Source organism: Pseudomonas vranovensis (genome assembly GCF_040438935.1).
In the GTDB taxonomy this organism is placed as follows: domain Bacteria; phylum Pseudomonadota; class Gammaproteobacteria; order Pseudomonadales; family Pseudomonadaceae; genus Aquipseudomonas; species Aquipseudomonas vranovensis.
This window is the reverse complement of record NZ_CP159259.1, coordinates 889,370-904,798: the sequence shown is the minus strand read 5'-3', so window position 1 is coordinate 904,798 and position 15,429 is coordinate 889,370. Positions and strand designations below refer to the sequence as shown.

General features: G+C 61.8%; 10 protein-coding genes. 6 read left to right on the top strand and 4 right to left on the bottom strand.

The window, feature by feature from the left end; all coding sequences use genetic code 11:
* Positions 1 to 13: 13 nt before the first annotated feature.
* The 3 genes from rraA to ppsA form a co-directional block, all read right to left on the bottom strand.
* Positions 14 to 502 (bottom strand): ribonuclease E activity regulator RraA, encoded by a 489-nt coding sequence (gene rraA, locus ABVN19_RS04240; RefSeq protein WP_028945867.1) that lies wholly within the window; start codon positions 500 to 502, stop codon positions 14 to 16.
* Positions 503 to 701: 199 nt separating this feature from the next.
* The gene (locus ABVN19_RS04235) at positions 702 to 1,700 is read right to left on the bottom strand and encodes an alpha/beta fold hydrolase (RefSeq protein ID WP_036990387.1); all 999 of its coding nucleotides are present in this window, start codon (positions 1,698 to 1,700) and stop codon (positions 702 to 704) included.
* Between the two features lie 107 nt (positions 1,701 to 1,807).
* Positions 1,808 to 4,183 (bottom strand): phosphoenolpyruvate synthase, encoded by a 2,376-nt coding sequence (gene ppsA, locus ABVN19_RS04230; RefSeq protein ID WP_028945866.1) that lies wholly within the window; start codon positions 4,181 to 4,183, stop codon positions 1,808 to 1,810.
* Positions 4,184 to 4,359: 176 nt separating this feature from the next.
* Between ppsA and ABVN19_RS04225 the strand changes: the two genes are divergently transcribed.
* Positions 4,360 to 5,178: a pyruvate, water dikinase regulatory protein gene (locus ABVN19_RS04225; protein WP_028945865.1), complete on the top strand. Its 819-nt coding sequence runs from the start codon at positions 4,360 to 4,362 to the stop codon at positions 5,176 to 5,178.
* Between the two features lie 72 nt (positions 5,179 to 5,250).
* On the opposite strand, the gene ABVN19_RS04220 is transcribed toward ABVN19_RS04225, so the two are convergent.
* Positions 5,251 to 10,116, bottom strand: a complete 4,866-nt coding sequence (locus ABVN19_RS04220; RefSeq protein ID WP_028945864.1) for an NAD-glutamate dehydrogenase — start codon at positions 10,114 to 10,116, stop codon at positions 5,251 to 5,253.
* Between the two features lie 348 nt (positions 10,117 to 10,464).
* On the opposite strand from ABVN19_RS04220, the gene ABVN19_RS04215 reads away from it, so the two are divergent.
* The 5 genes from ABVN19_RS04215 (at position 10,465) to ABVN19_RS04195 (ending at position 15,428) form a co-directional block, all read left to right on the top strand.
* Positions 10,465 to 10,818 (top strand): hypothetical protein, encoded by a 354-nt coding sequence (locus ABVN19_RS04215; RefSeq protein WP_105642317.1) that lies wholly within the window; start codon positions 10,465 to 10,467, stop codon positions 10,816 to 10,818.
* Between the two features lie 74 nt (positions 10,819 to 10,892).
* Positions 10,893 to 11,603 carry a FadR/GntR family transcriptional regulator gene (locus tag ABVN19_RS04210; protein ID WP_028945862.1) on the top strand — a complete coding sequence of 237 codons (711 nt, stop codon included), beginning with the start codon at positions 10,893 to 10,895 and terminating at the stop codon, positions 11,601 to 11,603.
* A gap of 116 nt (positions 11,604 to 11,719) precedes the next feature.
* Complete coding sequence (gene lhgO, locus ABVN19_RS04205; RefSeq protein WP_105642318.1) at positions 11,720 to 12,913, top strand: L-2-hydroxyglutarate oxidase; 1,194 nt, start codon at positions 11,720 to 11,722, stop codon at positions 12,911 to 12,913.
* A 45-nt stretch (positions 12,914 to 12,958) separates the two neighbouring features.
* On the top strand, positions 12,959 to 14,287 hold the full coding sequence (locus ABVN19_RS04200) for an MFS transporter (protein ID WP_105642319.1): 1,329 nt from the start codon (positions 12,959 to 12,961) through the stop codon (positions 14,285 to 14,287).
* Between the two features lie 181 nt (positions 14,288 to 14,468).
* Positions 14,469 to 15,428, top strand: a complete 960-nt coding sequence (locus tag ABVN19_RS04195) for a MoxR family ATPase (RefSeq protein WP_028945859.1) — start codon at positions 14,469 to 14,471, stop codon at positions 15,426 to 15,428.
* Position 15,429 lies beyond the last annotated feature (1 nt).

Here is a 15,429-nt window from a genome sequence, read left to right as displayed (position 1 = left end):
GCGGTCTACGTACTTATTCAGGCATCTTAAGCGGGCTTGGCGAGACAATCACGCCGTTGTTGTCGGCATAGATGTACTCACCTGGACGGAAGGTCACCCCAGCAAAGTTCACCACCACGTTGAGGTCACCGATGCCGCGCTTGTCGGTTTTCATCGGGTGGCTGGCCAAAGCCTGCACACCGACGTCAGTCTGGGCGATGACGTCGACGTCGCGAATGCAACCGTAGATCACCAGGCCTTCCCAGCCGTTCTTGGCGGCTTTTTCGGCGAGCATGTCGCCCAACAGCGCGCGACGCAGCGAACCACCGCCATCGACCACCAGCACTTTGCCCTTGCCGTCCAGGTCGACCTGCTCCTTGACCAGGGAGTTGTCCTCGAAGCACTTGATGGTGACGATTTGCCCACCAAAGGAATCGCGGCCACCGAAGTTGCTGAACATCGGCTCCAGCACCTGGACCAGATCCGGGTAGGTGTCGCACAAGTCGGGCGTGAGGTAATGCATGGGAAACTCCTGTCGATTGCCTAGACATTGGATGTAAGTGTCGCAGTGTCATTGAAGAGACGAGGTGCGGCGATACCGCCCAAGGCTACACCGTCCAGAGACCTGCGGTCACCCGATGTCGCGCTTGGCCACCCTCTCAAATGAACATATCAACTTCGCCAAAGCCCAAAATGACCAAAATCAAAAAGCGCGTCACATCTTAGCGATAACCAGGCGTCGGCGAAACGCTCGGTGCTACGCCTTCGAACAACGGCTCCAGCGGATTGCGCAGCCAGCGCTCGACCAGCGGCCAGACCTGTACTTGCGCCGACTTGCTGACCAGCATGTCGACATGGCCGAAGTTGTCGAAACCTTCTTCGCGCCCAAGGCGCACGAACTGCTTGGCTTCGCTGCCCACTTGTTCGAACAGCTTGCGACAGGCCCAGACCGGATCCTGCTGGTCGCCAGCCGCTGCCACGGCCAGCACCGGCACACTCACGTCGGCAAGGCCGGCCCACCAGTCGCGCTCCTTGTCGCCGAATCGGCCGAACAAACCAAACCAGCGCATGCTTTCCAGGGCCAGACCGATCGGCTCGTCTTCCGGGCCACGCTTGAACCGGGCACCCGAGATCTGCACAAAACGCTTGAGCAGCAAACGGCCGCCCCATTCCACCGGCGGGACTTTCAACGGCCAATAGGTACGACTGACCTGAGTGCCGAAAAACGCGGCACTGGCGACCAGGTCGGCGTCCAGGTACTGACCACCCAGCGCAGCTGCCAACGTGGTGCCGCCCAGCGAGTGCCCTACCCAATGTGCGGCGCGGCCACTCTTTTCCCTGACGAACGCACCAATCACCGGCAGGTCGTAGCGTGCGTAATCGGCAACTCGGTTATTGCGATAGTCGCGGTTACGCGGGGATAACCCGTGGCCGCGCATCTCCGCAATCCACACGTCAAAACCGGCACGCGCCAGTTGCGCACCCAGGCCAATGCCCCGGGGCGAATACCAGAAACGCCGGTTGGAAAAGCTGCCATGCAGCAAAATGACCGGGATGCCACGCACCTCGGTCTGATCGGCCATGCCCAGGCGGGTAAGCGCGAGCTCCACGGTGCGATCCGGGCTGTTACCGGCCTTGATCCGGTAGACATCTTCGCTTAGATCACCCCGGCGCTCGGCACTGAGCAAGGCCACGGGAAATAGGGTGCTGCTGCTTTGCATAGGGTTCTTGTACGAAAAAGGGCGGGAACCATCACTGGAACTCGCCCTGGAAGATCAACGAAAGACGCGGCCACTCACGGAGCGACCGCGCCTTTCACTTCAGTACATCAGATTGCATCCTGGCCTTCGGCGAGGAAGAACCAGGTCTCGAGCACCGAGTCCGGGTTCAACGAAACGCTCTCGATGCCCTGTTCCATCAGCCATTTGGCCAGGTCGGGGTGGTCCGATGGGCCCTGGCCGCAGATGCCGATGTACTTGCCGGCCTTGTTGCAGGCCTGGATGGCATTGGCCAGCAGCTTCTTGACCGCAGGGTTACGCTCGTCGAACAAGTGAGCGATGATTCCCGAGTCACGGTCCAGGCCCAGGGTCAGCTGGGTAAGGTCGTTGGAACCGATGGAGAAACCGTCGAAGTATTCCAGGAACTCTTCGGCGAGGATCGCGTTGGACGGCAGCTCGCACATCATGATGACGCGCAGGCCGTTCTCGCCACGGGCCAGGCCGTTTTCGGCGAGCAGGTCGACAACCTGGCTGGCTTCGCCCAGGGTGCGCACGAACGGCACCATGATCTCGACGTTGGTCAGGCCCATCTCGTTGCGGACGCGCTTGAGTGCGCGGCACTCGAGCTCGAAGCAATCGCGGAACGACTCGCTGATGTAGCGCGAAGCGCCGCGGAAGCCCAGCATCGGGTTTTCTTCTTCCGGCTCGTAGAGCTTGCCGCCGATCAGGTTGGCGTATTCATTGGACTTGAAGTCCGACAGACGCACGATGACCTTCTTCGGCCAGAACGCCGCCGCCAGGGTGCTGATGCCTTCAACCAGTTTCTCGACGTAGAATCCGACCGGGTCGTTGTAGCCGGCGATGCGCTTGTCGACGCTCTCCTTGAGCTCTGGCGGCAAGCCGGCGTAGTTCAGCAGCGCCTTGGGGTGCACGCCGATCATGCGGTTGATGATGAACTCCAGGCGCGCCAGGCCGACACCGGCGTTGGGCAACTGGGCGAAGTCGAACGCGCGGTCCGGGTTGCCGACGTTCATCATGATCTTGAACGGTAGATCAGGCATGGCATCGACCGAGTTCTGGCGGATGTCAAAGCCCAGCTCGCCTTCGAAAATGAAACCGGTATCGCCTTCGGCGCAGGAAACGGTCACGCCCTGGCCATCCTTGAGCAGCTGAGTGGCGTTGCCACAACCGACCACTGCCGGTATACCCAGTTCACGGGCAATGATCGCGGCATGGCAGGTACGGCCGCCACGGTTGGTCACGATGGCGCTGGCGCGCTTCATCACCGGTTCCCAATCCGGGTCGGTCATGTCGGAGACCAGCACGTCGCCTGGCTGGACCTTGTCCATTTCAGACACGTCCTTGATGATCCGTACCTTGCCCGCGCCGATGCGCTGGCCGATGGCACGGCCTTCGGCCAGCACGGTACCGGTTTCCTTGAGCAGGTAACGCTCCATGACATTGGCCTGGGCGCGGCTCTTCACGGTTTCAGGACGGGCCTGAACGATGTACAGCTTGCCGTCGTCGCCGTCTTTGGCCCACTCGATGTCCATCGGGCACTTGTAGTGCTGCTCGATGATCATCGCCTGCTTGGCCAGCTCGCTGACTTCGGCGTCGCTCAGGCAGAAACGGGTGCGGTCAGCCTTGTCGACATCGACAGTCTTGACCGAACGACCGGCCTTGGCTTCTTCGCCATAGACCATCTTGATGGCCTTGCTGCCCAGGTTGCGGCGCAGGATGGCCGGACGACCGGCTTGCAGGGTGCCCTTGTGGACGTAGAACTCGTCCGGGTTGACCGCGCCTTGAACGACGGTTTCACCCAGGCCGTAGGCGCCGGTGATGAAGACCACGTCACGGAAACCCGACTCGGTGTCCAGGGTGAACATCACACCGGCAGTACCGGTTTCCGAACGCACCATGCGCTGTACACCGGCCGACAGGGCGACCAGCTTGTGGTCGAAGCCCTGGTGGACACGGTAGGAAATGGCGCGGTCGTTGAACAGGGAAGCGAACACTTCCTTGGCGGCGCGAATGACGTTATCCACGCCACGGATGTTCAGGAAAGTTTCCTGCTGGCCGGCAAACGAGGCGTCTGGCAGGTCTTCGGCGGTGGCCGAGGAACGTACGGCAACGGCCATGTTCGGGTTGCCCTGGGACATCTGCTCGAATGCCGTGCGGATTTCGCTGTTCAGGCGCTCAGGAAACTCGGCTTCCATGATCCACTGGCGGATCTGGGCACCGGTCTTGGCGAGCGCGTTGACGTCGTCCACATCCAGCGCATCCAGCGCTTCATGGATCTGGGCGTTCAGGCCACTCTGCTCGAGAAAGTCACGGTACGCCTGAGCCGTAGTGGCAAAGCCGCCGGGAACCGATACACCGGCGCCCGCGAGGTTACTGATCATCTCGCCGAGGGATGCGTTCTTGCCCCCCACATGCTCCACATCATGGACGCCGAGCTTATCGAGGGAAACTACGTACTCTACCAAGGTGATCTCTCCACTAACTGTGTTGGAAAAGCTCAGGTCGCCCGCCTGCCAGCTCTGACTTGGCCGGGCGCTTGTGGCCTGGACCTGGAAAATAAGTGAGAATGCCGAACACGTCGTTCGGCAAACCGAACCTATCATAAACAAGATTCGTCATCAGCTTAAGGCCCAAGGCGCAAATGAAACGAACTGCTTTCTTTATTTCAGACGGCACCGGCATCACGGCCGAGACCCTGGGGCAAAGCCTGCTTGCCCAATTCGATAGCATTCCGTTCAATAAATTCACACGCCCGTACATCGACAGCGTGGAAAAAGCGCGGGCCATGGTACAACAAATCAATATGGCCGCCGAAAGGGACGGCATGCGCCCGATCATCTTCGACACCATCGTCAACCAGGATATCCGTGAGGTGCTGGCCACTTCCAACGGTTTCATGATCGATATCTTCTCGACCTTCCTGGCCCCGCTGGAGCAGGAGCTGACCGCGCACTCGTCGTATTCGGTGGGCAAATCCCATTCCATTGGCGGCAACTCCAACTACATGGAGCGTATCGAGGCAGTCAACTTCGCCCTCGACAATGACGACGGCGCCCGCACCCACTACTACGACAAGGCCGACCTGATCCTGGTGGGCGTATCGCGTTGCGGCAAGACCCCGACCTGTCTGTACATGGCCATGCAATTCGGTATCCGTGCGGCCAACTACCCGCTGACCGAAGACGACATGGAGCGCCTGCAACTGCCCCAGGCACTGAAAAACCACCAGAACAAGTTGTTTGGCCTGACCATCGACCCGGATCGCCTGACCGCCATTCGTCATGAGCGCAAGCCCAACAGCCGCTACTCAAGCTTTGCCCAGTGCGAGTTTGAAGTGCGCGAGGTAGAGAACCTGTTCCGTCGCGAAAACATCCCCAACATCAACTCCACCCATTTCTCGGTAGAAGAGATCGCGGCAAAGATCCTGGTAGAAAAAGGTGTAGAGCGCCGCTTCAAATAGCCGCTGCCGCAAGGCTGCAGCTACACAAAAAAGCCCCGGCAATTGCCGGGGCTCTTTTATTTCAGCTCAGACTCAGGACGGTACCACGGCCGCCTGCCCGCTCATGGCCAGATCCACCAGTTCGCGGTTGGCGACCGCATACATGGCGTAATCGGTACCGGTCGCGGCCCGCAGGTCGTCAAGCATGGCACGCCAGCGCTCGACCATCACCCGGTGCTGCTCCAGCCACAGGGCTACCCGTGCGTCCATGTCTTCAGGTGCATCGACCATCTGCAGGACCGAGATGGTGATCGCCCGCTGCTGCAGGTCGATGTCATCGCGGAATGCCTCGCGGGCCAGGGCCTGCCAGTTGTTTTCAACCGACAGGTTGCTGATTTCCTGCAGGTACCAGGTCAGGTCCAGGGCACTGCCGACGGCGAAGAAGGCCTTGGCCACTTCGGCCGGATCCTGACCCGTGACGTCGGATGCCTCGATGATTGGCAGCAAGGTGTACAGGTGAGTGGTCCCGGCAACCATGCGTGCCAGCAATTCCGGCACACCGGCCTCGACGAAGCCCTGGTAGCGGGTCATCCAGCGCTGACGGGTCGGCCCCTCCAGCAGTTCGTCGAGCTTCAGCCCCAACTGCGCGATCTTCGGCCCGAAGTGGGCGACATCGCGACCCGCATCCTGCTCGTTGCGACGGCTGCGCAGGAACCAGCGGGTGGCCCGGCGCCCCAGGCGCATCAACTCGTCCATCAGGGTCAGCTGGATTTCAGCCGGCACCTGGTAGTCCAGTGCCTCAATCTGGCGGAACCAGTGCGGCAGGTGGAAGATGTCCCGCACGATGACATAGGCGCCGGCAACGTTCGCCGGGCTCATGCCGGTGGACTCCTTCAGGCGCTGGACGAAGGTGATACCCATGTTGTTGACCAGATCGTTGGCAATCTGGGTGCTGACGATCTCGCGCTTGAGGCGGTGGCGGCGCATGGCCTCGGCGAACTTGTTGACCAGTGACGGCGGGAACGCGGTTTCCATGTCGCGGGTCAGGTAGTCGTCATCGGGTACCAACGACTTGAGCAGCGCTTCCTTGAGGTCAATCTTGCTGTAGGAGATCAACACCGACAATTCGGCACGGGTCAGGCCCTGGTTGGCGGCAATACGCTCGGCCAGTTGCTCCTCGGTCGGCAGGAACTCGATGGCACGGTCCAGCTTGCCACGGCTTTCCAGGTCTGCCATCAGCCGCTTGTACTCGGCAATGCGCTCCCGGGCACGACGGGCAGCCAGCGACAACGCCTGGGTCTGCTTGTAGTTGTTGCCCAGCACCAGGCCCGACACTTCGTCGGTCATGCTGCCCAGCAGCTGGTTACGTTGCTTCTCGGTCATGTCGCCGGCCTGCACCACTTCATTGAGCAGGATCTTGATATTGACCTCGTGGTCGGAGCAGTCCACACCACCGGCGTTGTCGATGAAATCGGTGTTGGTGGCGCCGCCGTTGAGACCGAACTCGACCCGGCCCAACTGGGTCATGCCGAGGTTGCCGCCCTCGCCCACCACCTTGCAGCGCAACTCATTGCCGTCAACGCGCAGGGCGTCGTTGGCCTTGTCGCCGACATCGGCATGGCTTTCTTCACTGGACTTGACGTACGTGCCGATACCACCGTTCCAGAGCAGGTCCACCGGTGCCTTGAGCAGTGCATTGAGCAGCTCGGTCGGGGTCAGCTTGTCGGCCTCGATGGCAAAGCGCTCTTTCATTTGCGGGGTGATCGCGATGCTTTTTGCGCTGCGCGGGAAGATCCCGCCGCCCTCGGACATGATGCTGGTGTCGTAGTCGCTCCAGGCCGACCGCGGCAGGTCGAACAGGCGCTTGCGCTCGGCAAAGCTGCTGGCCGGCTCCGGGTTCGGGTCGATGAAGATGTGCAGGTGGTTGAACGCGGCCACCAGTTGCAGCTTGTCGGACATCAGCAAGCCGTTGCCGAACACGTCGCCGGCCATATCACCCACGCCCACCACGGTGATCGGGTCTTCCTGGACGTTGATGCCGCGCTCCCGGAAGTGACGCTGCACACCGACCCAGGCACCACGAGCAGTGATGCCCATTTTCTTGTGGTCGTAACCGGCCGAGCCGCCGGAGGCGAATGCATCGCCCAGCCAGAAGCCGTAGTCGATGGCGATGCCGTTGGCGATATCGGAGAAGGTCGCGGTGCCTTTGTCGGCCGCCACGACCAGGTACGGGTCGTCATCGTCATGACGCACGACGTTGGCTGGCGGCACCAGGACGCCGTCCTTGAGGTTGTCGGTGATATCCAGCAGGCCGGAAATGAAGATCCGGTAGCAGGCGATGCCTTCGGCCTGGATCTCGTCGCGGCTACCGCCCAGGGGCAGGCGACGCGGCAGGAAGCCGCCCTTGGCGCCGACCGGGACGATGACCGAGTTCTTCACCTGCTGGGCTTTTACCAGGCCCAGCACTTCGGTACGGAAGTCTTCCTCGCGGTCCGACCAGCGCAGGCCACCGCGGGCCACGTTGCCAAAGCGCAGGTGCACACCCTCGACACGCGGGGAGTAGACGAAAATCTCGAACTTGGGCACCGGCTTGGGCAGTTCGGGAATCAGCTTGGGGTTGAACTTGAAGCTGAAGTACGACTTGGCCTGGCCCTGGGCGTCGGTCTGGTAGAAGTTGGTGCGCAGGGTAGCCTTGATCAGGTCCAGGTAGCGACGCAGGATGCGGTCTTCGTTGAGCACCTGGACATCGTCCAGCGCGGTGAGGATCGCCTGTTCCAGGCGCTGCTGCTTGTCGTCCAGGTCTTCGCCTGTGAGCTTGCGCGCCAGGTAGAAGCGGGTCTTGAACAACCGGGTCAATTCGCGGGCGATGTCGGTGTGGTTGTTAAGGGTGCTGGCGATGTAGCCAAGATCGAAGCCCAGGCGGATCTGCTTGAGGTAGCGGGCATAGGCACGCAGCAGCGCCACATCGCGCCACGGCAGGCCGGCGGTCAGTACCAGGCGGTTGAAGGCGTCGTTTTCCGCATCGCCATTGACGATGTGGACAAACGCATCCTGCAGGGTGTCGTTGAGCTGCTGGATATCCAGGTTCAGGCCTTCGCTGTAGGTGAAGGCAAAATCATGAATCCAGAATTCGCGGCCGCTGGCATGGCGCAGGCGGTACGGGAACTCGCCCAGCACACGCAGGCCCAGGTTTTCCAGGATCGGCAGCACGTCCGAGAGCGCCAGCGGGGTATCGGCGTGGTACAGCTTGCAGTGCAGTTGCTGTTTACCAGCCTGGGTCAGCGGCTGGTAGAAGCTCATCACCAGCGGCTTGCGCTCGGACAGGGTCAGCAGGTGCTGCATGTCGACCACTGCCGAGTGGGCGGCGAAGCGCTCACGGTAGCCGGCCGGGAAGCCTTTCGGGAAGTCGGCCAGGACATTGGTGCCCTGGGCTTCGCCGAAGCTTTCGACGGTCAGGCTGGCATAGTCGTCCTGCCATGAACGGCAGGCCTGGATGACTTCGTTTTCCAGTTGTTGCGGGTCGATGTCGATACGGTTCTTCGGATCGACACGCAGAATCAGCTGCACGCGGGCCAGCACCGACTCGGAGAAGAACGTCCAGAACTCGCAGTCGCTGGCCTTGAGGCGCTCCATCAGCACCTGCTGGATCTTCTGGCGCACTTCGGTGGAGTAGATGTCACGCGGCACATAGGCCAGGCAGTAGCAGAAGCGGCCGTAGGGGTCCTTGCGCAGGAACACGCGGATCTTGTTGCGCTCCTGGATCTGCACGATCGACATCACGGTGGTGAACAGCTCGTCGATCGGGGTCTGGAACAAGTCGTCGCGGGGCAGCACTTCCAGTACCTGCGCCAGTTCCTTGCCCAGGTGGGCCTTGGGGTCGAAATGCGAGCGACGCTCGACTTCGGCCACCTTGCCACGGATATAGGGGATGTTGCGGACGCTCTCGCCGTACACCGACGAGGTGTACAGTCCCATGAAACGGCATTCCTTGATGACCTTGCCGTCGGCATCCAGCTGGCGGATAGAGACATAGTCGGGGTAAGCCGGGCGGTGTACACGGCTCGGGTAAGCGGCCTTGGCGAACGACAGCAGCAGCGGCTCGTTGAGGTAGTTGACCGCATAGTCTTCGATGCGCAGGTCTTCGGCGGTCAAGCCGGCACGCAGCAGGCGGGTCAGGCCGAGGAAGGAGTTTTCGTCATACACCAGCTGGCCGCCCTGGGCATCGCCATGGACAACGAACTCCTCATAACCGAGGAAGGTGAAATGATTGCCCAGCAGCCATTCGAGGAAGGCGCTGGCTTCGGCCTTTTCGCCCTGGGCCGGGGCATACGGGGTTTGCTCGACCAGCGCGGCGATTTCACGCAGCTTGGCCTTCATCGGTTCGAAATCGGCAACGGCAACGCGCACTTCGGCCAGTACCTGCTCCAACTCGCGGGTCAGTACGTTGAGTTCGGCATTGTTGGCGCAGCGGTCGATTTCCAGGTACATCAGCGATTCTTGCAGTACGCCCTCGCCCTGGGTGCCCTTGGGGAGAATCTCCAGCAGCTCGCCCTTGGCCCCGCGACGCACGCTCAACACAGTGGTCTGCAGGGTATGGATGCTGTAGCCGCGGCGGTTCAGCTCGGTGCGAACCGAGTCGACCAGAAATGGCAGGTCATGGTGCAGGACTTCGACCGCCGTGTGGGTCGACTGCCAGCCATGGCGCTCGTAATCGGGGTTGTAGACCCGAACCTCAGGCGTGGTGTGATCGAAACGTTCGATGATGCGCCAGGCAGAGAGGGTGCAACCGGCCAGGTCCGACAGGCGGCGCTGGGTGAGTTCGTCAAGAGAGATGATGCCGAAGAACTGTTCGGCGAACAGCGCCACTTGTGGCAGTGCCTGTTCGCTGATGTGCTGCGCCAGCGCCGCTTGCAGTTGATGCTGAAAGTCGGCCTTGCTGGCTGCGGTGAAAAACGCCATCTGTGGTACTCCGCTTGGGCTTTGTTATGGAGTGAAGCGTCGTGCGCGTCCGCCGTATACGGATCAACGATAGCCAACCCGTAGCCGAAGGACGGTAAAACCGGAAGAACAGGTGCAAAACGCGACTCATGGGTCACATCCCCCCTTCCACGGATGGGCATCTGCAAAGACGACTGCGCCAGAGGGGCTGTGTCTTTACGGGTGTCCATCGACAGCGCAGCTTAACGAGTGCCCGCCCGCCCCTGCTTGCGGTGCTGCGACATATTCGGACATTGAGGTGCAACACCACGTTTATCCGGGGGCCGAAGACTGGCAGAATCGTGTTTCAACTTATTTATCGAGCTGCCCATGCAACTGACCACCGCCCTGCTCTTCGCCACCCCTTGCGATGATGAAGAAGACAACATGGCCACCCTGTGCTGCCAAAGCGACAAGGGCCAGATGTTCCTCATGACCCGCTACCCGGACGAAGACACGGTGGACATCACCCTGGATGACGAGCCCAGCACCGTCGATGGCCTCAAGGTCACCCTGAGTGCCACCCGCCTGCTGATCGAAGTGGCACCGGGCGATGCCGATGTGTTCAACGGCGATGATCATCTCGAGATCACCCTGAGCAGCGATGGCACCGACCTGGCCGAGGTCGAAGAGACCCTGCAGAACATCCTCCAGGGCACCGGCACCTACATCAGCGAGCTGTAGACGACGCTGCGGTTTCTTGACAAGAAACCGTGCCATAGGCATTGTCTGACAACCTGATCAATGAGCAATACCCCATGCTTGAGCTTCAGCGCCCCGATACGCTGGTCGAACGCGTCGTCGGGGCCATCCGTGCAGAGATCGATTCCGGGCGCCTGGCGGCCGAATCGCGCCTGCCCACCGAACAGCAACTGGCCGAACAGCTGAACGTCAGCCGCTCGGTGGTGCGCGAGGCGGTGGCCCAGCTCAAGGCAGACGGGGTATTGATCGCCCGCCGGGGCCTGGGTTCGTACATTTCCCAAACCCCGACCGGCACGGTATTCCGCTTCCCTTCCGCCCAGGGCCGCAGCCCGGACCTGGTGCAGATGTTTGAAGTGCGCCTGTGGATCGAAACCCAGGCTGCCTCCGTTGCCGCCCAGCGCCGCGATGCCGCGGACCTGGCGCGCATGAACACGGCCCTGCAGGAAATGCTCGACAAACGCAGCGACTTTGCCGCCGCTGCAGCCGCCGACGTCGCCTTCCACCGCGCCATCGCCGAAGCCAGCAAGAACGATTACTTCATTGCCTTCCACGACTTTCTTCGCGGGCAGCTGGCTGCCGCGCGCAGGACCGCCTGGGAAAACTCCGCCGTCCACTCGGTAGGGGGCTCGGCCGATGCCAACCGTGAGCACCAGGCGCTGTACCAGGCCATTGCCGATGGCGACCGCCAGGCCGCGGCCGCTTGCGCCGAAGCGCATCTGCGCGCCTCGGCCAAACGCCTGAAGCTGGATTTGCCCAGTATCGATTGACCCATATTTGCCGTATAGAGCGGGCGCTGGTGCACAGCGCCCTTTTGTTTGACCTACTTAGTCTGACAACCTGATAAGCAGACTCTCTGATAAGAACAAGCCAAGGTGACACCTGCATGATCTACGACTACTGCATCATCGGCGGCGGCATCGTCGGCCTCGCCACCGCCATGGCGCTGCTCGAACGCCAGCCTGGCGCCTCACTGGTAATTCTGGAGAAGGAAAACACCCTCGCCCGGCACCAGACCGGCCACAACAGTGGCGTGATCCACGCGGGCATCTACTATGCCCCGGGCAGCCTCAAGGCCGACCTGTGCAAGCGTGGCGCCCAGGCCACCAAGGACTTCTGCACCGAGCACCAGATCAAGTTCGACGTCTGCGGCAAATTGCTGGTGGCCTCCACGCCGCTGGAAGTGCAACGCATGCACGCCCTGTACGAGCGTTCGCAGCAAAACGGCTTAAAGGTCGAGCGCCTGGACGCCACCGAGCTGCAGCGCCGCGAACCGAACATCGTTGGCCTGGGCGGACTGTTCCTCGATGCCACCGGCATCGTCGACTACAAGCAGGTCTGCCAGGCCATGGCCCGGGTGATCCAGGCCGCAGGCGGCGAAGTACACCTGTCGACCACGGTGCAGGCAATTGTCGAGAACGACGATAGCGTCACCATCAGCAGTGACGACAAGGTCTGGCGTGCCCGCCAACTGGTGGCGTGCGCCGGTTTGCAATCGGATCGCCTGGCCGCGCTGGCCGGGGTGAAGATCGATCACCAGATCATCCCCTTTCGCGGTGAATACTTCCGCCTGCCGGCGAGCAAGAACGACATCGTCAACCACCTGATCTACCCGATCCCCGACCCGGAGCTGCCGTTCCTCGGTGTACACCTGACGCGAATGATCGACGGCAGCGTCACCGTCGGGCCGAACGCCGTACTGGGCCTGGGCCGCGAGAACTACAAGAAGTTCTCGGTGAACTGGCGCGATGTCGCCGAGTACGCACGCTTCCCCGGCTTCTGGAAAACCCTCTGGAACAACCTGGGTTCCGGCACCACCGAAATGAAGAACTCGCTGTTCAAGGGCGGCTACCTGGAGCAGTGCCGCAAGTACTGCCCGTCACTGAACATCGAAGACCTGCTGCCCTATGAAGCCGGCATCCGTGCCCAGGCAGTGATGCGCGACGGCACCCTGGTGCATGACTTCCTGTTCGCCGAGACGCCACGCATGGTTCACGTCTGCAACGCGCCGTCACCGGCCGCCACCTCGGCCATCCCGATCGGCCAGATGATCGCCGACAAGATACTCAAACCTCGCTGAAACCCTGCTGCACACATAACTACAAAGACAAAAAGGAAACCTCCCATGTCGGTACATGAGGCGGCTGCGGCCGCGACAGAAACTCCGGAACAGAAAAAGAAGCGCCTGCGCAAAGTCGCGGCGGCCACCATCTTCGGCTCGATGCTGGAGTGGTATGACTTTTACCTCTACGCCACCATGGCGGCGATCGTGTTCTCGAAGATCTTCTTCGACGCCAGCAACCCGGCCGTGGCCTCGCTGCTGGCCTTCTCCACCTTCGCCATCGGCTTTATCGCCCGGCCGTTCGGCGGCGTCCTGTTCGGCTACCTGGGCGACCGTTTCGGCCGCAAACAGGTACTGGTCATCACCTTTTGCCTGATGGGTGTGTGTACCACCCTGATCGGCCTGATCCCCAGCTATGCCACGATTGGCATCTGGGCGCCGATCATCCTGGTCTTCGTGCGCATCATCCAGGGCCTGGGTGCCGGTGCCGAGCTTGCGGGCGCGGCGGTCACCTCCTACGAACACGCCAGCGAAGGCAAGCGCGGCAGCCAGGGCGCCTGGCCGGCGCTGGGCCTGAACCTGGGCCTGCTGCTATCGTCGCTGACCGTCTACCTGCTGACCATGAACGGCAACGACTTCCTGTTGGCCGGCGGCTGGCGTATTCCGTTCATCTGCAGCATCGTGCTGGTGGGTGTAGGCCTGTGGGTACGCCGCAGCATTCCGGAAACCCCGGACTTCAAGGAACTGGACAAGGCCCCGAAAAAAGATCAGGTCTCGCCGCTCAAGCTGCTGTTCAAGAATGACCTCAAGGGTCTGGCCGTGGTGTTCTTCGTGGCTATCGGCTACAACGCCCTGAGCTACATTTTCAAGACCTTCTCCCTGGCCTACCTGACGCAGTTCAAAGGCGTCGAAGCCCATGTCACCTCGCTGTCGGTGACCATTGCCAGCCTGGTGGCGATCTTTGCCGTGCCGTTCTTCGGCTGGCTGTGCGACCGCTGGAGCAGCAAGAACGTGCTGATCCTGGGCGGCATCTTCTCGGTGCTGTTCGCTTACCCGTTCCTGGCCCTGCTCAACACCGGCGAGCCGATGATGATCTACCTGGCCATCGCCATCGGTACCGGCCTGCTGGCACCAATGATGTTTGCGCCACAAGGCTCGTTCCTCAGCCGCCAGTTCCCGACCCAGACCCGCTCCTCGGGCTTCGGTACCGGGCGTGAAATCGGCACCGCTGTAGCCGGTGGCCTGGCGCCGCTGGGTGGCCTGGCTCTGGTGGCCAGCTCCGCGACCCACTCCACCGATGGCGTGGTGGTGATCCTGGCGGTCGCTGCGGTGCTGGTGGTGGTGTTTGCCTTGTGTGACCAGGGCTACAAGCACTCCAAGTTCAAGAACTGAGTGACGTGATCGCGGGGCAAGCCCGCTCCTGTAGGAGCGGGCTTGCCCCGCGATGCTTTTCCAACTGCACAAATTTACGCGACGCCATTAGTCCCCAGCCCCCCGGATGCATTAAAGTATCAGCCCCCGCCCGGGCGCTTTCACGCGGTACGCCCTGGCTTATTTCCAGGAATCGTCAACGATGGAACACCGTGAGGCGCTGATCGCGCTGCGCACCTTTCTTTCAACCCAGATCCTGGGCCAGGAAAAACTCGTTGAGCGCTTGCTCATTGTGCTCCTGGCCGACGGCCACATGCTGGTCGAAGGCGCCCCGGGCCTGGCCAAGACCAAGGCCATCAAGGAACTGGCCGAAGGCGTCGAGGCCGAGTTCCATCGTATCCAGTTCACCCCCGACCTGCTCCCGGCCGACATCACCGGCACCGAAATCTATCGCCCGGAAACCGGCAGTTTCGTCTTCCAGCAAGGGCCGATCTTTCACAACCTGGTACTGGCCGACGAAATCAACCGCGCCCCGGCCAAGGTCCAGTCCGCCCTGCTCGAAGCCATGGCCGAGCGCCAGGTCAGCGTCGGGCGCAGCACCTATGAGCTGTCGCCGTTGTTCCTGGTAATGGCCACCCAGAACCCGATCGAGCAGGAAGGCACCTACCCGCTGCCCGAAGCCCAGCTCGACCGCTTTTTGATGCACGTGAAGATCGGTTTCCCGGATGCCTCGGTGGAGCGCCGCATTCTCCAGCAGGCCCGCGGCGAGGCGCTCAATGGCGAGGCCAAGCCCGAGCGACGGGTCAGCCAAACGGCGATCTTCGCTGCACGCAAGGAAATCCTCGGTTTGTACATGGCCGACGCAGTAGAGGAATACCTGGTGCAACTGGTCATGGCCACCCGCACCCCGGCCAAGTTCGACCTGGAGCTGGCCGACTGGATCGCCTACGGCGCCAGCCCGCGTGGTTCCATTGCCCTGGATCGCTGCGCACGGGCCCACGCCTGGCTGGCCGGGCGCGACTTTGTCAGCCCCGAAGACATCCAGGCGGTGCTGTTCGACGTGCTGCGCCACCGCATCATTCTTTCCTTCGAGGCCGAGGCCGCCGGGATCGATCAGGACCGGGTGATCCAGCGCATCCTCGACGTCGTCGCCGTCGCCTGAG

Excerpts from the sequence above, each read along its gene's own strand:
- ABVN19_RS04195 (WP_028945859.1), top strand. The coding sequence starts at position 14,469 with ATGGAACACCGTGAGGCGCTGATCGCGCTGCGCACCTTTCTTTCAACC.
- ABVN19_RS04235 (WP_036990387.1), bottom strand. The coding sequence starts at position 1,700 with ATGCAAAGCAGCAGCACCCTATTTCCCGTGGCCTTGCTCAGTGCCGAG.
- ABVN19_RS04210 (WP_028945862.1), top strand. The coding sequence starts at position 10,893 with ATGCTTGAGCTTCAGCGCCCCGATACGCTGGTCGAACGCGTCGTCGGG.
- rraA (WP_028945867.1), bottom strand. The coding sequence starts at position 502 with ATGCATTACCTCACGCCCGACTTGTGCGACACCTACCCGGATCTGGTC.
- ABVN19_RS04220 (WP_028945864.1), bottom strand. The coding sequence starts at position 10,116 with ATGGCGTTTTTCACCGCAGCCAGCAAGGCCGACTTTCAGCATCAACTG.
- ABVN19_RS04215 (WP_105642317.1), top strand. The coding sequence starts at position 10,465 with ATGCAACTGACCACCGCCCTGCTCTTCGCCACCCCTTGCGATGATGAA.
- ABVN19_RS04200 (WP_105642319.1), top strand. The coding sequence starts at position 12,959 with ATGTCGGTACATGAGGCGGCTGCGGCCGCGACAGAAACTCCGGAACAG.
- lhgO (WP_105642318.1), top strand. The coding sequence starts at position 11,720 with ATGATCTACGACTACTGCATCATCGGCGGCGGCATCGTCGGCCTCGCC.
- ABVN19_RS04225 (WP_028945865.1), top strand. The coding sequence starts at position 4,360 with ATGAAACGAACTGCTTTCTTTATTTCAGACGGCACCGGCATCACGGCC.